Origin of the sequence: Bradyrhizobium sp. STM 3566 (genome assembly GCF_045571445.1) — a bacterium.
Lineage (GTDB): Bacteria > Pseudomonadota > Alphaproteobacteria > Rhizobiales > Xanthobacteraceae > Bradyrhizobium > Bradyrhizobium vignae.
The window spans coordinates 3,928,065-3,946,095 of sequence record NZ_CP120692.1 but is presented as its reverse complement, the minus strand read 5'-3'; the positions used below and the strand labels follow the sequence as shown (position 1 = coordinate 3,946,095).

The following is an 18,031-nucleotide window of genomic DNA, read 5'->3' as shown; positions in this document are numbered from 1 at the left end:
CAATGTCGCTGACGAAAGCGGGGCAGATTTGCATCTTTCTTGTCTTCGCCTTGGCGGCATTGCCGGCGTTTGGCGCCGAGATGACCGTGGACGCCATCAATTCCGCCGAACCGTCAAAGACGACTCTCTCCAACGACAAGCCCACCCCGGCGGGGGTGCGGCTGCAGGTTCTCTTGGATAGGGCGCATTTCTCGCCCGGCGAGATCGACGGCAGGTTCGGCGAGAATGCCAGAAAGGCGCTCCGGGCCTATACGGAAGCGCAGCAATTGCCGAGTTCGGACGCTCTGACGGATGAGGTCTGGAAGGCGCTGCGGGCGGACGATCGACCGGCGACGATGACCTACACCATCGCCGAGCAGGATGTCGCGGGCCCGTTCCTGCGCAAGCTGCCATCGAGGATGGAGGAGATGAAGGGCATCCCGAAGCTCAGCTTCACCAGTCCGCGCGAAGCACTGGCCGAGAAATTTCACATGAGCGAGCAGCTCCTGGCGGCGCTGAACCCCGGCCGGCAATTTGACCGCGCCGGCGAGACCATCGTCGTGGTGGACAGCACCCATGGCGGAAGCGCTGCGTCCCCCACCAAGGCCGACAGGATCGAGATCGACAAGCGGCGCCAGACGGTGAAGCTGTTCGACAAATCGAACGTGCTGATCGGGTTCTATCCCGCGACCGTTGGCAGCGAGGAGAAGCCGTCGCCCTCGGGTACGTTCAAGGTCACGGAGATCAGCCGAAATCCGACCTACCGCTACAATCCCGCCTACCACTTCAAGGATGTTCGTTCCCACAGGCCCTTCAAGATCAATCCCGGCCCGAACAATCCGGTTGGAACGGTCTGGATCAACCTCTCCGCCGAAGGCTACGGCATTCACGGAACGCCATCGCCGGGAAAGATTTCGAAGGTTCAGTCGCACGGCTGCGTGCGTCTCACCAACTGGGATGCAGAGCGTGTCGCAGCCAGCGTCTCGAAGGGTACGCAGGTCGCGTTCGTGGATGGTTCGGGCTGACGCGGGACTTGGCGATGGCTATCGCCGACGGCTTGTCGGCCGCATCCCGCTGCAGAGAAAATCACGTCCGGATTGACTCCGCCATGGATTGCTATCAATCCAAATCTGCTGACCCGATAAGGGTACTCCCGGAGCCCACCTCTCATGTTACTCGACGGCGACTTTTGCTTCAGGGCAGCTCGACGCGACGACGCTGCAACGGTTTTCAACATCACTCTGGCATCGATCCGCGGCCTTGCAGCGGCCTCCTATTCGCGGGCGCAACTGGAGAACTGGATGGGTGAGCGCACGCCGGCGTTCTATGAGGAGCTCATCGCCAGGGGACGAATGACCATATGCTTGCGAAACGGCGTTGCGGTCGGATTTGTCGACGCCGAACCCGGCGAGGTAACCAGGCTGTTTGTCTTGCCCGAAACCGCGGGGTCTGGAATCGGCCGGCGTCTGCTCGAAATCGGTATCGCCCAGGCGCGGTTGGGCCACAACGGACCGATAAGACTCGAAGCGACGATCAATGCCGAAGGCTTCTACCGAAAGTGCGGCTTTCGAAGCACAGGAAGAGGCTATTTCTCCCACGGTCTTGGTGGCGAGCCTATCGAGATCGTGCACATGGAGTTATGAACTCGACATTTTCAACCCGCTTCGGAGCCGCGGCGTCACGCTAATTTCAATCTCGAGAAGGTGTCCAAGGCGGATCTGCCGTTTGTCGCGCCGATCGAGCGGACCAGAGGATACGAAACTTTGGTGGACCGGTGGGATGGGGCACTGCATCTGTCGGCAATCAATGACGATCAGTGCGAGCGCCTTCTCTGGCGGCATTTGTCGCGGCGAGTTGATCATTGTCTATGCTGACACGCCGCTGCGCCGCCAGGATGACATGGTCATCGCGCGCAGCAACGCGACATGGTCAATCCCTGCTACTTTGCGGTCGGTGTCGTCAGCTCCTTGTCGGCTGTATCCACCACGAACACGGCAAGCAGCTTCGCAGGCTCGGTGTCGCTGGCATTGGCGCTGACGGCATGGCGGTCGCCGGGCTTTTCAAAGAAGTTCTCTCCCTTGTGAAAGACTTTTGCGGGGCCGTCATTGACCTGACTGCGGATCGCGCCTTCCAGGACCGTGGCATAGATGAAGGCGGAGGGCGCGTGGATGTGGGCCGGCGAGGAGCCTCCGGGACCATACTCGACCAGAACACCCTTCATGCTCTTGCCGGGGACGTTCGGCAGCGCCTGGTCGAACACGACCGACACCTTCGCCGATGGAGCGGCGGGCTCGGCCGCATGGGCGGTCAGGACGGTTGCGGCATGAACCGCCGTTGCGATCAACAATCTCCACATGGGATTTCCCTCTGCTGCAGCTGGAGTAATGGCAGGACCGACGGAGCCTCAGAGGCTTACGAGCCATGTTGCGAGCGACGTCGTCCCGAGCCGCGCCTCACCGAGCGGGTTCAGCGATGTGTCGTCGATGGGGGCGCCGTAATACAGCGCCGTCGGATCTCCGATCACGGGACGTGTGTCGCCGGACGCCTTCAGGCGACGTGCGATGAATTCATTGAAGGGGGCCTTCTCAGGGCCAGCGATATCGATCGTGCCGTTGAGCGGCCGGCCGGTCGCGACCTCCGCGAGGCGATCGACGACGTCATCGGCCGCGATCGGCTGAAACTGAGCTGTGGGAACGACGATCTTTCCGTCGATCACACCGGCGTCGGCGATGGCCCCGAGGAATTCGAAGAACTGGGTGGCGCGCACGATCGAGTAGGGGACCGAGGCGGACTTGATGATGGTTTCCTGCGCCAGCTTGGCACGGAAGTAGGCGTTGTCGGGTGAGCGGTCGGTTCCGACGATCGAGAGCGCCACGTGATGTTTCACGCTCGCTGCAGCCTCTGCCGCGACGAGATTCTTGCTCGAACGCTGAAAGAAATCGAGCACGGCGGCCGGCTCCCAGGACGGCGCGTTGGCGACGTCGACGACGACATCAGCACCGGCCAGGGCGGCCGCGAGACCTTCGCCGGTCACGGCGTTCACGCCGGATTTCGGCGAGGCTGCCACCGGGTCGTGGCCTTGCCGTTTGAGCTTCGCCACGAGCCTGGATCCGATCAATCCGGTTCCGCCGATCACGACGATTTTCATGGCATGTCTCCTCGTTATTTCGGAGCGCGAGACGATGCAGGCCAAGAGGAACTCACGCTTCTCGCGTCGATCAACGTAATGCGAAGCGACTCTATCCGACCCTTGGCGCAGGCGCTTGCCTGTAACGGACGTGCCTTGCCGGAAAATGCTTTAGAAGCTGGGCTGTGACGTCACGAAATCGGATCGCAAGGGCATCATTCCCTCGGGCCGTGAGCGCAACCGGCGATGATGATAGATTGCCAGTGTTTTGCCCGACGTGTCAAAGCGTCTTGGTGGAGGCGAGGCGGCAACGAAGGCTTTAAAAAACACCAATGAAAACAAACCTCAAGCTACTGTGCATGGGGTTGTTTTCGCGAGTTTTGATCGGGCAGGCGAGATGGCGGCCTCTCGCCTCACGCCGCGCAGATGATCACGCCGTACCAGCCGAGCCCGCGATAGGTCTCGTATCCCGGGGTCGCATGGAACGCGACCAGCGTACCCGTGCGTTCGTGATAGAAGCCGGAGCGCTGGCCGTTCAGCGAGATCGAGATGCGCTCGGTGAGGATGCCCTGGCCGTCGGAGGCCGCGATCACGCGCAAATTCGAATCGACCAGCAGCACACGCGCCTTGTCGCTATCGCCGACGCGGACGCCCTGGACGATGGCGCGGGCCTGTGGCTCCCAGTCGAAATGGATGGCGAGCACGCCGATCGGCGCGCCGCCGGCCTGGCCGCCGGCGCGGACGCTGGCGCAATAGGTCGCGACCTGCGCATTGCCGAGCAGAGGCTGGTTCTCGACGTCGCCGGCGACATAGTCGTCACCGGAGTGCAAGGATCGCGCCTCGCGAAACCATTTGGTGTGAGCGACATTCTGGCCGACGACGCGGAAGCGGTCGGCGCGGCCGTTGGCGATGACGTTGCCGTCGAGGTCGCAGAGCCAGAGATCGAGATAGACGGTGTACGCGCCGAGGATCACGCCGAGGCGCTGCGAGGCATGGGAGACGGCCGCCGCGCCAGGCGAGGCCGCGCAATCGACCACGGCGGAGTCGGTCGCCCACCAGCGCACGTCGCAGGTGCGTTCATAGAGATTGCGGTCGATCAGCTCGATCGCATTGAGCGACAGGTCGACCATCCGCTCGCCGCGGGAGCGCTGGCTCATGCGCTCGATCGAGGCGACGAGATCGCCCGTGCGTTTCGTCAATTGGGTTTCGAGCTCGCGGGCGATGGTCTCGACCTGCTGGCCGACGCCGCGCACCTCCTGCGCCACCACCGCAAAGCCGGCGCCTTGCGCGCCGGCGCGCGAGCTCTCGATCAGTGCGTTCAGCGCCAGCATCTTCATCTGGTTGGTGATCTGCTGGATCGACTTGGTCTTGGCGATCGCGATCTGGTTGACCTCCGCGGTGAGGCGGTTGATCAGCGCGGAGATGTCGGAATCATCGTCCGTAGGTTCGGTGGCAATCGGCTTGGCTTTCAGACCCGGCGCAGCAGACATCGGGGACTTCCCTAGGCAATGTGGTCTGATCTGCAATGAACCCGGAACAACAACTCACAGATCGAATACGATTCTTTTTCGAGGATTCCGCCTAACGCCCGCTTAATTTGCCGTTCCGCGGAATGCCTAAATGGTAGTCACTCCGGCCGGTCGGGCGGGTCATCCACCGCTTTGTGTAGCCGGGCCGTTGCAAATCCTGGCCGATTGCCGGCCAATTCTTGAAGCTAGGGACCGTGCGTTCGCGTGATCGCCTGGACCTTCGAGTTCCCATCAACCTGCCTCCTGTCATGACGCCACCCGCCACCGCCTTGCCCATCGAAGTGCCCCAGGCTTTCCTGGGCGTGGCGCGCTCGTTCACAGACAAGCTCTGGCGTGACCGGCTGGACGGGCGCGGAGCGGCCCAGGCGCTCGCCATCGTGCAGCGGCACCGGCTGCCGGAGCTGCTGGCGCGGGTGCTGGCCGGCCGCGGCATCGATATCGACGCCGTGCCGGATTTTCTCGATCCGACCATCCGCAAGCTGCTGCCGGATCCGTTCACGGTGACAGAGATGGAGGCCGCCGCGAAGCGGATCGCCGATGCGGCGGCGAAAGGCGAGAAGGTCGCGATCTTCGGTGATTACGACGTTGACGGCGCGACCTCGGCGGCGCTGCTCGCCTGGCATCTGCGTCATTGCGGACTTGATCCGCTGATCCACATTCCCGATCGGATATTCGAAGGCTACGGCCCGAACACTGAGGCGGTGCAGTCGCTCGCCGCGAAGGGCGCGACGCTGCTCGTCACCGTCGATTGCGGCACCACCAGCATCGAGCCGCTGGCCGAGGCCAAGCGGCTCGGCATGTCCGTGGTGGTGATCGACCACCACCAATGCGGCCTTGATCTCCCCGAGGTCGACGCGCTGGTCAATCCGAACCGCCCCGATGACCTCTCCGGCCTCGGTCACCTCGCCGCCGTCGGCCTCGTGCTGGTGACCCTGGTCGCGATCAATCGCGAGCTGCGCCAGCGCGGCTTCTGGAGCAGCGAGATGCCCGAGCCCGATCTGCTCGGCATGTTGCATCATGTTGCGCTCGGCACGGTCGCCGACGTGGCGCCGCTGATCGGCCTCAACCGCGCCTTCGTAGCCAAGGGGCTGATCGCGATGCGACGGCGCGATCATATCGGCCATACCGCGCTGATGGACGTAGCGCGCCTGAACGGCCCGCCCGAGGCCTGGCATCTCGGCTTCATGCTAGGGCCGCGCGTCAATGCGGGCGGCCGCATCGGCCGCGCCGATCTCGGCGTGCGGCTGCTGCTCGAAGCCGACAGTGTCGAGGCAGCGCGGATCGCGGCCGAGCTCGACCGGCTCAACAATGAGCGCCGGGTGATCGAGCAGGCGGCGGAAGCGCAGGCCGAGGCCGAGGCACTGGCCGCGATTGGTCTCGAAGACAAGCTCGGCGTCATCGTCACGGCGTCTGAAGGCTGGCATCCCGGCGTCGTCGGTCTCGTCGCCTCGCGTCTCAAGGAGAAATTCTCGCGGCCCGCCTTCGCCATCGCGCTGGAGCCCGGCGGCATCGGCACCGGCTCGGGCCGCTCGATCGCCGGCGTCGATCTCGGCAAGGCGGTGCGGCAGGCGGTTGCCGACGGCATTCTGCTCAAGGGCGGCGGCCACGCGATGGCCGCGGGCGTGACGTTGCGGAAGGAGAAGCTCGCCGAGTTCCGCGCCTATCTCGAGACTGCGCTGGCGCAGGACGTCGCCGAGGCGCGCCATGTCAACGAGCTCTACATCGACGGCGCGGTCTCCGCGCGTGCGGTGACGCCGGAGCTGGCGACGACACTCAACCGCGCCGGTCCCTTCGGCAGCGGCAATCCGGAGCCGGTGCTGGCGCTGCCGGCGCATCAACTCGTGTTTGCCGACGAGGTCGGGCAAGCGCATCTGCGCCTGCGTTTCAAGGCGGGCGACGGCGCTATCGTCAACGGCATCGCATTCCGTTCGGTCGGCCAGAAGCTCGGCAATGCGCTGCTCGCCAATCGCGGCCAGCAGATGCATGTCGCGGGCTCGCTCTCGGTCGATCGCTACCAGGGCGCCGAGCGCGTGCAATTTCGCGTCGTCGACGTCGCGCTACCGGATCAGGGGCCATCCGTGATTAGATGACAACGGCCTCGAACAACAAAAAAGGGAGTGAACATGGCAGGGCAGGTGGAGGGCAAGGTTGCGCTGGTGACAGGCGGCGCGTCCGGCATCGGCGAGGCGATCGTCGAGCTGTTCGCACGCGAGGGCGCAACGGTCGTCATCACCGACATTGACGAGCTGCGAGGCCCCGAGCTCGCGACGCGCATCACCAAGGCAGGCGGCAAGGCGATCTTCCTGGAGCAGGATGTCACCAGCGAAGAGCGCTGGATCGAGATCGTCGCTGAAGTCGGCAAACGCTATGGCCGGCTTGACGTGCTCGTCTCCAATGCCGGCATCGGCATCTCCGTGCCATCGATCGTCGACATGACGCTCGCTGACTGGCGCAAGCAGAATGCGATCAATCTCGACGGCGTGTTTCTCTCCGTGAAGCATTGTCTGCCCCTGATGCGCAAAACCGGCGGCGGCTCGATCGTCATGATGTCCTCGCTGGCGGGCCTGCGCGGCGCGCCGGGGTTATCGGCCTATTCGGCGACCAAGGGCGGCGTGCGGCTGTTCGCCAAGTCGATCGCGATGGAATGCGCGGCTGCTGGCGACGGCATCCGCGTCAACTCTGTTCACCCCGGCATCATCGACACGCCGATCTGGGGTAAGATGCCGACGGGGGCGACCGGCGCCGGTCAGAACGCTCCGATCGATCCGGAGGAGCGCGCGCGGCTCGTCACGCCGCTCGGCCGTGCCGGCCAGGCCACGGAGATCGCCTCCGGCGTGCTGTATCTCGCCTCCGATGCTTCGCGCTATGTCACCGGCAGCGAACTCGTCATCGATGGCGGCATGAACGCGGGCGGGGTGCCACGGCGGGCCTGAGGCGCGCAGGGCAGGGTAGCGGTCGCAGGGGCTGACGCGCAGGCGCCGTCCCTGTACAACTCGGAGCCGCTCCCGACCGACAGAGGTATCCTTCGCCATGGCGCACAGCCTTCACGCTTCCTCACCCGCGCCATTCCGGTCCAACCGGCCGGACCTCGCCACCGACGCGATCCGCACCGCGCGTGAGGATCTCGCCGCCTGCTTCCGCATGGCCGCGCGCAACGGCTTTGAAGAGGGAATCTGCAATCACTTCTCGGCCGTGGTGCCTGGCCATGACGATCTTTTCCTCGTCAATCCCTATGGCTACGCCTTCCGCGAGCTGACGGCGTCAAAGCTCTTGATCTGCGACTTCCACGGCAACGTGCTCGATGGCGAGGGCGTACCCGAGGCGACCGCCTTCTACATCCACGCCGAGATGCACAAGCGCTTGCCGCGCGCCAAGGTCGCCTTCCACACCCACATGCCCTACGCAACGGCGCTGTCGATGACTGAGGGCGATCCACTGATCTGGGCCGGACAGACCGCACTGAAATTCTATGGCCGCACCGCGGTCGACCGGGCCTATAATGGCCTCGCGCTCGACAATCGCGAAGGCGCACGTATCGCCTCGGCGGTCGGCGATGCCGACATCGTCTTCATGAAGCATCACGGCGTGATGGTGCTGGCGCCGACCATCGCGGAAGCCTGGGACGATCTCTATTATCTTGAGCGCGCCGCCGAGGTGCAGGTTCTGGCGATGTCGACGGGCCGCAAGGTGCTGCCAGTCGATCCAGCGATTGCGGCCGCGACCTACAGGCAGATGCGCGAGGGCGATACCGAATCCGCGCGGCTGCATCTCGCCGCGATCCGCCGGCAGCTCGATGCGGAAGAGCCGCAGTACCGGCACTGAATGTGGGAGGTCATTCCGGGGCGAGGCGAAGCCTCGACCCCGGAATCCAGAGATTGTGGCGCGAGATTCCGGGTTCTCGCCACACGAGCCCCGGAATGACAAGGTAGCTACGACCCCTGCCGCAGCTTCGCCAGCACCTTCAGCCCGCCATAGCCGTCGGCTGGCACAATCCCGGCGCGCTGCTGAAAATCCTTGATCGCCTTCATCGTGTCGTTGCCGACGCGCCCGTCGGTGCCGCCGGTATCGAAGCCGGCCTTGGTCAGGCGCGTCTGCATCTCCTGCACTTCGGCGAGCGTCAGTGCACGCTCGGAGCCAGGGAAGGGCTGGATAAACGGTGGGGCTCCCAGGCAGCGATCGCCGAGATGGCAGATCGCCAGCGCATAATTCATGGAAGGGTTGTAGCTCTTCACTGAATAGAAATTTGGCCCCAGCAGGAAGGTTGGTCCGCCCGCAACAGGCGTCCACATCTGCGCGGATGCGTTCGGATGCGGAAACGGCTGACCATCGGCGCGGGTGACGCCGGCCGCCTGCCACGCCGCATAGGTGCGGCTTCCGCTCATATTGCCGGGCGCGCGCACCTCGTAGCCCCAATGTTCGCCGCGATGCCACTTGCCGCGGTTGACGAGATATTTTGCGGTCGAGCCCAGCGCGTCATCGGGCTTGCCGAACGGCGACACCTTGCCGTCGCCGTCATAGTCGATGCCGACATTGAGCCAGACTTCCGGCATCCATTGCGAATGGCCCATCGCGCCGGCCCAGGATCCCCGCATCTCCTCCGGCGTGCTCCAGCCTTTGTCGACGATGCGCAGCGCGTTGATGAGCTCGGTCTCCCAATAAGCCTTGCGGCGCGGTTCGTTCCAGGCCAGCGCTGCGAGCGAGGGAAATACCGGCCTCATGTGATTCTGCTGCACCAGGGGATCGCCATAGGCGGACTCGACGCCCCACAGCGCCAGCAGCGTGCCGCGCTCGACGCCGAAATCGCGCTCGATGCGGGCGAACAAAGATTCGTTGTTCTTCAGCGCGATCTTGCCGTTGATGATGCGCCAGTCCGAGACGCGGCGGTTGATGTATTGCCAGACCTGCTCGTGGAATTCGGGCTGGTTGCGCATCTGCGCGAACACGCTCATGTCCGGCTCGACCCGCCCCATCGCGCGCTGCCATGTCGCGCCGGAAATACCTTTCGCCATCGCGCGTGCACGAAAGCTCTCGCGCCATTCGTCGAAGGCCGGAGGCGAGGCGAGAGCGTGCGGCGGGATTGCAAGCAAAGCGGCGGCGCCGAGCGTCGACTGGAGCAGGGCGCGGCGCGTGTGACGTGACGGGGAATCAGCGTGTTTCATGGTGCACATTCTAGCCGGAAAGATGGCGCGTGTGAGTCGGTTCCCGGAACAGCAATCACGCGTGAATTCTGGCTGATTGCGCGGCCGTTCCCACCGGAACAAGTGTCGCACTCCCGCATTCCCTCAACGCCAGGAAGGACGGGAAGATTCGGCCGCGGGGCCGGGCCCGCTTCCGGGATGCAGTCTGTTCATCGAAATTTCGGGGTGGAATGAAGATACGCACGCATGCGGAAAGCCATGTCGTCGAACTCGACGACGGATCGCTATGGAAGATCTTTCCCGGGGACCTCGCGACCACGTTGAGCTGGAAGCCCGAAACCGATTTGCGTCTCGAGCGGAGCGCTGAGCGGACGAGTTCGCACGTGCTGGTGAATACCGCAGATCAAAGCCGTGTGCGGGTGATCCCGGCCGATGAGACCTGGTCGGACGGCGAGGTCAAAAATGCGTTGCGGGATGGCTAGAGCATTCTCTCTAAGTCTAGAGATCGTTCAGATTGCATCGGTAACCAATACTGAGCGGCAAGCTTTGTCGTCCGCGAGCCATGCCTCCGCGGCATTCGACAGCGGCACAGGCTTCGTCGCGGATGCGATGAAGGTTGAGGCGCTGCCCGCTTCTATTCCTTCTGCAACTCGATTGCCACGTTGGCGAGCCAACGCCGGATCGTGATTTCCGCCCCGTCATCGAGGCCTTTTGCCAAGCGTTTCTCCAGCAGCATCACCCGCTCCCGGCACGCCTTCAGGAGCGTGGCGCCGCGCGGTGTCAGCGTCCACTGCTGGATGCGGCCGTGGACCGGATGGGGCGTCATCGCGATCGCGCCCTCGCGTTCGAGATTGCGGATGATGACGCCGACGGTCTGGGGGGTCAGGAAGGTGAGGCGGGCGACATCGGCCCCCGAGAGGCCCGGATAGGCATTGAGCATCGTCAGCACCGCGAATTGCGGTGAGGTCACGCCGAGATCGGCGAGCATGCGCTCCATCTTCAGCCGGACCGCGGCGTGAGCCTGGCGCAGAAGATAGCCGAGATAACCTTGCTCGCCGCGTTTGCCTTCGCCGGGCGCGGGAATATGCACGGCGCCGCCGTCGGCACGTGCTGGCGTCTTGCGGGCGGTTTTCGATCTTGCGGTCGCAGCGGTCTTGCGTGCCATATCAGAACTCTTATAATAAGTAAGTACACTTATAACAAGACGAGGTGAATCGCAATGTCACACGCCCGCAGCGAGCACGAGGATTTCAAGAAGATCGCGCCCGATGTGTATGATCTGCTGCTGGCTCTGGGCCAGCTTGCGGCCAAGGCCGGCCTGGACAAGCAGCTGCTCGAGCTGGTCAAGCTGCGTGCCTCGCAGATCAACGGCTGCGCTTTCTGCGTGCAGCACCATGTCCTGCTGTCGGAACGGATCGGCGTTCCCGTCGACAAGCTCCACCTCGTCGCGGTCTGGCGCGAGGCGCCGATCTTTTCGCCGCGCGAGCGTGCCGCGCTGGCCTGGGCCGAGGCGCTGACCTGTCTGCCCGACGGCGTCAGCGAGGAGGTCTACGCCGAAGCCTCTGGCGAATTCTCCGAGACTGAGCTGGCGTATCTGACGTCGGCGGTCGTCTCCATCAACGCCTGGAACCGCTTTGGCGCGGCGTTTCGCTGGACACCTGCAATGCGGCCGGCCGCAGCCGCCGCCGCTGCATCCTGATGGAGACAGGGGAGATCGCGATGACAGTCATGAGTGCTTCTGCCGCGCAGCATCCGGCGCCGTCACGTTCGACGGCGCTTGCCGTCATCGCAGGGCTCGCCTGCGCGCTTGCGATCGGCAGAGCGCTGCCGGTGACGATGGACACCGTCTCAGGCGTGCTGACCCCGCTTTGCGCAACGGCAGCGGAGAGCTCGCCTCTCGACAAGGTCGAGCCGATCGGCTCCTACGCGCTTCCGAACGTCCCGGGCAAGCGCGTGACCATCGTGCGTGTGTCCTATGGTCCGGGCGGGTTTTCGCGGCCGCATCGTCACGCGGGCTCGGTTACGGCCTACATCACCAAGGGCGAGATCCGCTCGCAACTCGGTGGCGGTCCGGTCGAGACGTTCGGCGTCGGCCAGTCGTTCTTCGAGCCGCCGGGCTCGACGCATCTCGTATCGGCGAACGCGAGCGCGACGGAGCCTGCGGAATTGATCGCAGTGTTCGTGTCGGACGAAGGCGCGCAGCTCACGACCTATCTGGATTGACGCTACCGCCGGGTGAACGCAGCGCCGCCCGGGGCCGTCGTCGCGAAGGTCCCGGACGTCTCTCTCATCCGGGCCACGCATCGAGCGGGCTCTCTCGTCAGCCCCCATACGATGCGGGGTCGGGATTGTCCGACGGGTGCTCGAACGACTTCTTCATCGAGACGGGCATCGGTACGTGGAAGTTCAGTCCGCGGGGCGGCACCGGCTCCATGAACCATTTGTTGTAGATCTTCTCGATCTCCGGGCTCTTGTAGAGTTTTGCGGTGGCACGATCGACCACTGCCTTGAACGGCACGTCATCCTTGCGCAGCATGATGCCGTAGGGTTCGGGATCGGAAAAAGCGCCGGTGCTGATGGCATAGAGCGACGGATCCTTCGCCGAGGCGATCATGGCCGCAAGCTGGATGTCGTCCATGACGAAGGCCTGCGCGCGGTCGGTCTCGACCATGAGGAACGCCTCCGGGACATCCTTGGCGTTCATCACGGTGATCCCGAGGGACCGGGCCGCATTGGCCTTGTTGAGCTGGGTGATGTTGGTGGTGCCGGAGACCGAGACGACGGCCTTGCCCTTGAGGTCATCGACCTGGTCGAGCTTTGAAGCCTTCTTCGACACGAAGCGGCTTGCCGTGAGGAAATGGGTGTTGGTGAACCAGACCTGCTTCTGGCGCTCGGCATTGTTGGTCGTTGACCCGCATTCGAGATCGATGGTGCCGTTGGCCATCAGTGGAATGCGGCTGGACGAGGTGACCAGGTTCTCGTTGACCGCGAGCTTGTCCAGCTTCAGCTCGACCTTGATCTCCTCGACGATCTTCATGCAGATGTCGATGGCATAGCCGATGGTTTTCTGCTTCTCGTCGATATAGCTGAAGGGTACGGCACTGTCGCGCACCCCGAGCGTGATCGCGCCGGTCTCCTTGATCTTCTTCAGTGTACCGGTCAATTCCTCCGCATGAGCCGGCACGGCCAATGCGACGGCCAGAACGACTGCCGTGGTGAGACAACGCATGTGCTTCCCTTCTTCCAGTTTGCCCAGCGGGAGCCAAGCAATTCCGGGGCCAGAGAAGGCGCGATGTTTCGGAGGTGACCTGACGCCGATCCGGCCAGTTCCGCGCGTGCATGAGACGGGAAGCTGCGCGGTGAGGCGCGAATTGCCTCAATTCTCCTCGCCGCTCGATCCCTCGCGCAGGTCCGGCTTGAGCACGTCCTCGGGCAGCGCATGCGCCACAGGCTGCGAGGCTCCCGCAATGTCCGGCCCGACCTCGCGGCCGCGGGCGTGGACCAGGCGCTCATAGGCAGAGACTAGCGTGACGTAGGGGCTGACCCAGATCCAGCCGTCGCGGGTGAACACCTGGACGTCGAAATGCAGGTGCATCGACGTGCCGGCAGGATGGTCGAGATAATTCGAGATCACGCCGATCTTCTCGCCTTCGCTGACGACACGGCCATTGAGCACGCCATCGGCGTTCATCGCCTGCGGATTCATGTGCATGTAGCGGAAACGGATGTGCTCGGTGCGGCTGTTGACTTGAAGCGTCGCGGCCTGGTCCTTGGCTGCGCGGATCACGATCGCATCGCGTACGGCGACGACACCGCGCTGCTTGGGATCGCAGGGCGCGCGGCCTTCACCGGGCGGCGGGCAGTCGGCGGCGCGGATGTCCTCGCCCTGGTGGCCGTAGCCGCCACCACATTGCCACACCTCGAAACTGCGTGACTCGCAGAAATTGTCGCGCCAGGGATAGGTGGTCAGACCTTCGCTCTTGTCGCGCTTGCCATAGGATTGCGAACGCACGAAAGCGGGCGCCTTCTCCAGCGGAAAGCGGATCTGGGCATACGCGATTGTGTCGGAATGGCCGCCCTGCTTGCGGTAGCCGGTGTTCGGGATGATGTCACCGCTCGGCCGGTAGCTGAAATCCGGCGAACGCGCCGCGGGGCGATCGATGACATTGGAGGTAATGTCCGTCAGCGGCCGCATGCGCTGGCCCCCTGCGACGCGCAGCGCCTTCAGGAAACGCTCGGCAACCGGATAGGCCTCCTTACAGGCGAGTCGCCGCGGCCTGGCAACGCTGTCGAGGCACTGGATCGACACCACATAGGCGACCCCGAAACGGGTGAAGGCGTAGCGAACATAGCCTTCCCGGATGAACTTGCGCAGATCCGGGTAGATTGCTGCGAGCATCTTGACTGGCTCGCCTTTGCCCCCAGAGGGATCGGCGATGTCGTAGACGAGCGCCGAGCCCGTGATCTGCACCTCGACGGGCCTTGCGAACACCCGGCTCGGCATGCCCTCGCCGGCGCCGGGCTCGAGCGAGAAGGTTGCGCTGTAGCCAGCGGGGCCGGCATCGAACATGTCGACGGGATTGAAATCAGCCTGGTAGCGCGACAGCGCGAGCGTCGCCGACGCGCCGCTGCGTTGCGCCTCGAGGTACGCGGCAGCATCGAACGGCAGCAGCACCGGCACGGGACTTCGGGTAATGCCGGTGAAAAAGCGCGAGGAGATCGCGTTGAGCTGCACCAGTGCGGGCATCGCGCGCGGATCGTAGCGCGGCACCGAACGGCGGGGTGCGAAGATGAAGTCGCCCGCAATCTGGGGGCGGCTGTTGATCTCGACACGGAGCTGGTCGAGCGCCGCGCGCCAGTCGACGCGCAAGGCGGTGAGCGAGGGGCTGCGGAATTCATCCGCAGCAAGCGGCGCGGCAATGAGGAGCAACAGCGACGCAAGAAGAAGCGAGACGAAGCGGAAACTCTTCCTGCCCACTGCCTCGCCCCCCGGCGGTACCCGTTCCGATCCTCGATTGCTCGCTCAGTCCTTGGCGCGCTCGGCGTAGGAGCCGTCTTCAGTCATCACCACCACGCGGGTGCCGACCGTGATGTGCGGCGGCACGGTGGTGCGCACGCCGTTGGAGAGAACCGCGGGCTTGTAGGAGGAGGAGGCGGTCTGGCCCTTGGTCACGGGCTCGGTCTCGACCACCTCCAGCGTCACGCGCTGCGGCAAGGCGATCGCCACCGGGTTGGTGTCGTGCATGGACAGCTTGACCGTCATGCTCTCCTGGAGATATGCGGCGGCGTCGCCGACGACGTCCTTGGAGACCTGGACCTGGTCGTAGGTCTCAGGGTTCATGAAGTGGTAGCCGTCGCCATCCTCATAGAGGTAGGTGTAGTTGCGCTCTTCGATCGTGGCCTTTTCGACCTGATCGGTGGTCTTGTAGCGTTCGGAGATCTTTACCCCGTCCGAGATTCGGCGCATTTCGATCTGGCTGACCGGGGTGCCCTTGCCGGGATGGATGTTCTCGGCACTCACGACGACATAAAGTTTGCCGTCTTGCTCGATCACGTTGCCCTTGCGAATAGAACTGGCGATGACTCTCAAAGCTGTATTTCCTGCTTGCTTGCCCCGGCACCAGCCAGGGCGTGGTCAAATTGATGGGGGACTTAGGGCCTCAAATCGGACTTCGGCGCCCGTTTCGGGCCGCAACATACTGATTTTGCCGTTGGATGCCAGCACTTTGCTGCTGGTTGGGGCAGTCGGTTAATGGCTGGGGACAAGCCGATCTCGCCGTTCTGGTCGCCCTCGCGGCACCTCGACCGTCGGCCGTTCCTGCAGGCCAGGGGCGCCGTGACCGGAGCTTTGCGGGGCTTTTTCGCCGAACAGGGCTTCGTGGAGGTCGAAACGTCGGTCCTGCAGGTCTCCCCGGGCAATGAGACCCATCTGCACGCCCCCCGGACCGAGATCATGCGGCCCGACGGCAGCCGGGCCAGCCGATACCTGCGGACCTCGCCGGAATTTGCCTGCAAGAAGCTGCTGGCGGCAGGCGAGACGCGGATTTTCGAGTTTGCTCGGGTGTTCCGGGACCGCGAGCGGGGCGACCTGCATCTGCCCGAATTCACCATGCTGGAATGGTACCGGGCAGGCGCTCCCTACGACACCATCATGGCCGATTGCGTCGTTGTGATCGCCCGTGCGGCGCAGGCAACCGGGATCGGGACCTTCTCCTTCCGCGGCCGGACTGCCGATCCCTTCGCCGAGCCGGAGCGCCTGACGGTGGCGGGCGCTTTCGAACGCTTCGCCGGCATCGACCTGCTGTCGACAATTTCGGGCGGCGAGGGTAACCGTGCCGCGCTCGCCGAGGCGGCGCGCGGCAAGGTGCGTGTGGCCGACGACGACACCTGGTCCGACATCTTCAGCAAGGTCCTGGTCGAGCATGTCGAGCCGCGTCTGGGGCAGGGGCGTTTGACCATTCTGTTTGAGTACCCATCTCCAGAGGCGGCGCTGGCGCGGGTGAAGGCGGGCGATCCGAGGGTCGCCGAGCGTTTCGAGGTCTATGCCTGCGGCGTCGAACTCGCCAACGGCTTTGGCGAACTGACCGATGCCGAGGAGCAGCGAAAACGCTTCACGGAATCGATGACGGAAAAGCAGCGCCGCTACGGCGAAGCCTATCCGCTCGACGAGGACTTTCTGGCTGCGGTGGCCGCAATGCCGGAGGCGAGTGGCATCGCACTCGGCTTCGACCGGCTGGTCATGCTGGCGAGCGGCGCAACACGAATTGATCAGGTGGTGTGGACACCGCCTGCGGATGAGAGATGACGAAGACGAATCTTGCACGCACTCTGCGTGAGCCTGCCGAGCTGGTGGCCGAGGGCCTGGCTCCCGCATCGGCGCTGCCGGCGCTCGACCGCGTTGCCGCGCGCTATGCCGTGGCGATCACGCCTGATCTGGTCGAGCTGATCGAGATGGCCGATCCCGACGACCCCATCGCGCGGCAGTTCGTTCCGACCGCAGCCGAGCTGGACCTGACGCCGGGCGAGAACGCTGACCCGATCGGCGACCATCCGCATTCGCCGGTTCCCGGGATCGTGCACCGCTATCCCGACCGCGTGTTGTTCAAGCTCGTTCACGTCTGCGCGGTCTATTGCCGGTTCTGCTTCCGCCGCGAGATGGTGGGGCCCGGCAAGGAGAACGCGCTGTCGGACAGCGCCTATCGCGCGGCGATCGACTACATCCGCTCGCATGGCGAGATCTGGGAGGTGATCCTGACGGGCGGCGACCCCCTGATGCTGTCGCCGCGGCGGATGAGCGAGATCATGGCCGACCTCGCGGCAATCGATCACGTCAAGATCATCCGTCTTCACACCCGCGTACCCGTGGCCGATCCCGCGCGCGTCAGCGAGGAGATGATTGCGGCGCTGAAGGTCGAGGGAGCCACCACCTGGGTCGCGCTGCATGCCAACCATGCGCGGGAGCTGACCGGAACGGCGCGCGCCGCCTGCGCGCGTCTCGTCGACGCCGGCATTCCCATGGTGAGCCAGTCCGTACTTTTGCGCGGCGTCAATGACAACATCGCCGCTCTGTCGGATTTGATGCGAGCTTTCGTCGAATGCCGGATCAAGCCCTACTACCTGCATCACGGTGATCTCGCGCCCGGCACCGGGCATTTGCGAACGACGCTGGCCGAGGGACAGGATTTGATGCGGCAGTTGCGCGGGCGGGTGTCGGGGTTGTGTCAGCCTGACTACGTCATCGATATTCCCGGCGGCGCCGGCAAATCACCGGTCGGACCAAATTATGTGTCGGAGGCACGAAATATCGCGGACGATGCGCGTGAAGCGGGAGCCGAAACGCGCTATCGTATCGTGGATTATTGCGGCGATGTTCATCTCTATCCGCCCGAAAGATGAGCGGGGCTGAAATGCGAGCCGGTTGGAGAATGGAGAAGCGGACATGAAAAAGATCATGCTGGCAGCATCGCTCGTGGTCTTGCTCGGCGGCGCTGCGGTCGCACAGACAGGCGGCTCCAAGGGTTCGACATCCGGCGGCGGCCCGGGAACGGTGTTGCCGGCGCCCGTCGGCCACCGCCAGCCGCGCGCGGCCGATGTGCCGAGCGAGAAGAATCTGAGCAATCCGAGCACTCCCGCGAACAAGGAAGATGCGGAGCTCGATCGCAAGATCAAGAGCATCTGCCGCGGCTGCTGATTGCTTCACCTCTCCCCGGCGGGGCCCCCGGCGGGGAGAGGTAATCAAGCCAACTTAGCCGCGTCAT

19 protein-coding genes are annotated in these 18,031 nt (G+C 64.3%); 11 read left to right on the top strand and 8 right to left on the bottom strand.

Features of this window, described 5'->3' with window-relative positions; genetic code table 11:
* Window positions 1-2 precede the first annotated feature (2 nt).
* Complete coding sequence (locus P6U27_RS19025) at window positions 3-1,004, top strand: L,D-transpeptidase family protein (protein WP_407192316.1); 1,002 nt, start codon at window positions 3-5, stop codon at window positions 1,002-1,004.
* Between the two features lie 144 nt (window positions 1,005-1,148).
* The gene (locus tag P6U27_RS19020) at window positions 1,149-1,622 is read left to right on the top strand and encodes a GNAT family N-acetyltransferase (RefSeq protein ID WP_407192315.1); all 474 of its coding nucleotides are present in this window, start codon (window positions 1,149-1,151) and stop codon (window positions 1,620-1,622) included.
* Window positions 1,623-1,918: 296 nt separating this feature from the next.
* On the opposite strand, the gene P6U27_RS19015 is transcribed toward P6U27_RS19020, so the two are convergent.
* From P6U27_RS19015 to P6U27_RS19005, 3 genes are all read right to left on the bottom strand, one after another.
* A complete protein-coding gene (locus P6U27_RS19015) occupies window positions 1,919-2,335 on the bottom strand; it encodes a cupin domain-containing protein (RefSeq protein WP_407192314.1) in 417 nt (138 codons plus the stop codon).
* 48 nt (window positions 2,336-2,383) lie between these two features.
* On the bottom strand, window positions 2,384-3,127 hold the full coding sequence (locus P6U27_RS19010; RefSeq protein ID WP_122403368.1) for an SDR family oxidoreductase: 744 nt from the start codon (window positions 3,125-3,127) through the stop codon (window positions 2,384-2,386).
* A gap of 392 nt (window positions 3,128-3,519) precedes the next feature.
* Entirely contained in the window at window positions 3,520-4,596 is a 1,077-nt protein-coding gene (locus P6U27_RS19005; protein ID WP_122403367.1) for a methyl-accepting chemotaxis protein, read from the bottom strand.
* Window positions 4,597-4,883: 287 nt separating this feature from the next.
* Here P6U27_RS19005 and recJ point away from each other — a divergent pair, with 287 nt between their 5' ends.
* The 3 genes from recJ to P6U27_RS18990 all read left to right on the top strand — a co-directional run bounded on the left by recJ (window position 4,884) and on the right by P6U27_RS18990 (window position 8,457).
* On the top strand, window positions 4,884-6,725 hold the full coding sequence (gene recJ / locus P6U27_RS19000) for a single-stranded-DNA-specific exonuclease RecJ (protein WP_407192313.1): 1,842 nt from the start codon (window positions 4,884-4,886) through the stop codon (window positions 6,723-6,725).
* Window positions 6,726-6,758: 33 nt separating this feature from the next.
* The gene (locus P6U27_RS18995) at window positions 6,759-7,568 is read left to right on the top strand and encodes an SDR family NAD(P)-dependent oxidoreductase (protein WP_162500290.1); all 810 of its coding nucleotides are present in this window, start codon (window positions 6,759-6,761) and stop codon (window positions 7,566-7,568) included.
* Window positions 7,569-7,665: 97 nt separating this feature from the next.
* Entirely contained in the window at window positions 7,666-8,457 is a 792-nt protein-coding gene (locus P6U27_RS18990) for an aldolase (RefSeq protein ID WP_407192312.1), read from the top strand.
* A 107-nt stretch (window positions 8,458-8,564) separates the two neighbouring features.
* Here the strand turns inward: P6U27_RS18990 and P6U27_RS18985 are convergent, their stop codons facing one another.
* Window positions 8,565-9,794, bottom strand: coding sequence for a lytic murein transglycosylase (locus P6U27_RS18985; RefSeq protein ID WP_407192311.1), 1,230 nt, complete (start codon window positions 9,792-9,794; stop codon window positions 8,565-8,567).
* A 209-nt stretch (window positions 9,795-10,003) separates the two neighbouring features.
* Here P6U27_RS18985 and P6U27_RS18980 point away from each other — a divergent pair, with 209 nt between their 5' ends.
* Window positions 10,004-10,255: a hypothetical protein gene (locus P6U27_RS18980; RefSeq protein ID WP_407192310.1), complete on the top strand. Its 252-nt coding sequence runs from the start codon at window positions 10,004-10,006 to the stop codon at window positions 10,253-10,255.
* Between the two features lie 152 nt (window positions 10,256-10,407).
* Here P6U27_RS18980 and P6U27_RS18975 read toward each other — a convergent pair whose 3' ends face one another.
* A complete protein-coding gene (locus P6U27_RS18975) occupies window positions 10,408-10,938 on the bottom strand; it encodes a MarR family winged helix-turn-helix transcriptional regulator (RefSeq protein WP_407192309.1) in 531 nt (176 codons plus the stop codon).
* 54 nt (window positions 10,939-10,992) lie between these two features.
* Here P6U27_RS18975 and P6U27_RS18970 point away from each other — a divergent pair, with 54 nt between their 5' ends.
* A complete protein-coding gene (locus P6U27_RS18970) occupies window positions 10,993-11,472 on the top strand; it encodes a carboxymuconolactone decarboxylase family protein (protein ID WP_407192308.1) in 480 nt (159 codons plus the stop codon).
* Between the two features lie 20 nt (window positions 11,473-11,492).
* Window positions 11,493-11,996 (top strand): cupin domain-containing protein, encoded by a 504-nt coding sequence (locus tag P6U27_RS18965; protein WP_407192307.1) that lies wholly within the window; start codon window positions 11,493-11,495, stop codon window positions 11,994-11,996.
* Between the two features lie 97 nt (window positions 11,997-12,093).
* Here the strand turns inward: P6U27_RS18965 and P6U27_RS18960 are convergent, their stop codons facing one another.
* The 3 genes from P6U27_RS18960 to efp all read right to left on the bottom strand — a co-directional run bounded on the left by P6U27_RS18960 (window position 12,094) and on the right by efp (window position 15,363).
* Window positions 12,094-13,002, bottom strand: a complete 909-nt coding sequence (locus P6U27_RS18960; protein WP_122403360.1) for an amino acid ABC transporter substrate-binding protein — start codon at window positions 13,000-13,002, stop codon at window positions 12,094-12,096.
* Between the two features lie 147 nt (window positions 13,003-13,149).
* Window positions 13,150-14,751: a M23 family peptidase gene (locus tag P6U27_RS18955; RefSeq protein ID WP_407192306.1), complete on the bottom strand. Its 1,602-nt coding sequence runs from the start codon at window positions 14,749-14,751 to the stop codon at window positions 13,150-13,152.
* A gap of 45 nt (window positions 14,752-14,796) precedes the next feature.
* Window positions 14,797-15,363 carry an elongation factor P gene (gene efp / locus P6U27_RS18950; RefSeq protein ID WP_024337831.1) on the bottom strand — a complete coding sequence of 189 codons (567 nt, stop codon included), beginning with the start codon at window positions 15,361-15,363 and terminating at the stop codon, window positions 14,797-14,799.
* 162 nt (window positions 15,364-15,525) lie between these two features.
* Between efp and epmA the strand changes: the two genes are divergently transcribed.
* From epmA to P6U27_RS18935, 3 genes are read left to right on the top strand one after another with little or no spacing between them, the layout of a single operon-like run.
* Window positions 15,526-16,578 carry an EF-P lysine aminoacylase EpmA gene (gene epmA, locus P6U27_RS18945; RefSeq protein ID WP_122403358.1) on the top strand — a complete coding sequence of 351 codons (1,053 nt, stop codon included), beginning with the start codon at window positions 15,526-15,528 and terminating at the stop codon, window positions 16,576-16,578.
* A complete protein-coding gene (locus P6U27_RS18940) occupies window positions 16,575-17,669 on the top strand; it encodes a lysine-2,3-aminomutase-like protein (protein WP_407192305.1) in 1,095 nt (364 codons plus the stop codon). The genes epmA and P6U27_RS18940 overlap by 4 nt, the downstream gene beginning before the upstream one ends.
* 43 nt (window positions 17,670-17,712) lie before the next feature.
* Window positions 17,713-17,964, top strand: coding sequence for a hypothetical protein (locus P6U27_RS18935; RefSeq protein ID WP_122403356.1), 252 nt, complete (start codon window positions 17,713-17,715; stop codon window positions 17,962-17,964).
* The last annotated feature ends 67 nt before the right edge of the window (window positions 17,965-18,031 follow it).

What these genes read in the sequence shown, in the direction of transcription:
- P6U27_RS19005 (WP_122403367.1), bottom strand. Translation starts at nt 4,596, where the DNA reads ATGTCTGCTGCGCCGGGTCTGAAAGCCAAGCCGATTGCCACCGAACCT.
- P6U27_RS18935 (WP_122403356.1), top strand. Translation starts at nt 17,713, where the DNA reads ATGAAAAAGATCATGCTGGCAGCATCGCTCGTGGTCTTGCTCGGCGGC.
- P6U27_RS19025 (WP_407192316.1), top strand. Translation starts at nt 3, where the DNA reads ATGTCGCTGACGAAAGCGGGGCAGATTTGCATCTTTCTTGTCTTCGCC.
- P6U27_RS18975 (WP_407192309.1), bottom strand. Translation starts at nt 10,938, where the DNA reads ATGGCACGCAAGACCGCTGCGACCGCAAGATCGAAAACCGCCCGCAAG.
- recJ (WP_407192313.1), top strand. Translation starts at nt 4,884, where the DNA reads ATGACGCCACCCGCCACCGCCTTGCCCATCGAAGTGCCCCAGGCTTTC.
- P6U27_RS18985 (WP_407192311.1), bottom strand. Translation starts at nt 9,794, where the DNA reads ATGAAACACGCTGATTCCCCGTCACGTCACACGCGCCGCGCCCTGCTC.
- P6U27_RS19020 (WP_407192315.1), top strand. Translation starts at nt 1,149, where the DNA reads ATGTTACTCGACGGCGACTTTTGCTTCAGGGCAGCTCGACGCGACGAC.
- P6U27_RS18965 (WP_407192307.1), top strand. Translation starts at nt 11,493, where the DNA reads ATGACAGTCATGAGTGCTTCTGCCGCGCAGCATCCGGCGCCGTCACGT.
- P6U27_RS19010 (WP_122403368.1), bottom strand. Translation starts at nt 3,127, where the DNA reads ATGAAAATCGTCGTGATCGGCGGAACCGGATTGATCGGATCCAGGCTC.
- P6U27_RS18990 (WP_407192312.1), top strand. Translation starts at nt 7,666, where the DNA reads ATGGCGCACAGCCTTCACGCTTCCTCACCCGCGCCATTCCGGTCCAAC.
- P6U27_RS18980 (WP_407192310.1), top strand. Translation starts at nt 10,004, where the DNA reads ATGAAGATACGCACGCATGCGGAAAGCCATGTCGTCGAACTCGACGAC.
- epmA (WP_122403358.1), top strand. Translation starts at nt 15,526, where the DNA reads ATGGCTGGGGACAAGCCGATCTCGCCGTTCTGGTCGCCCTCGCGGCAC.
- P6U27_RS18970 (WP_407192308.1), top strand. Translation starts at nt 10,993, where the DNA reads ATGTCACACGCCCGCAGCGAGCACGAGGATTTCAAGAAGATCGCGCCC.
- P6U27_RS19015 (WP_407192314.1), bottom strand. Translation starts at nt 2,335, where the DNA reads ATGTGGAGATTGTTGATCGCAACGGCGGTTCATGCCGCAACCGTCCTG.
- P6U27_RS18960 (WP_122403360.1), bottom strand. Translation starts at nt 13,002, where the DNA reads ATGCGTTGTCTCACCACGGCAGTCGTTCTGGCCGTCGCATTGGCCGTG.
- P6U27_RS18940 (WP_407192305.1), top strand. Translation starts at nt 16,575, where the DNA reads ATGACGAAGACGAATCTTGCACGCACTCTGCGTGAGCCTGCCGAGCTG.
- P6U27_RS18995 (WP_162500290.1), top strand. Translation starts at nt 6,759, where the DNA reads ATGGCAGGGCAGGTGGAGGGCAAGGTTGCGCTGGTGACAGGCGGCGCG.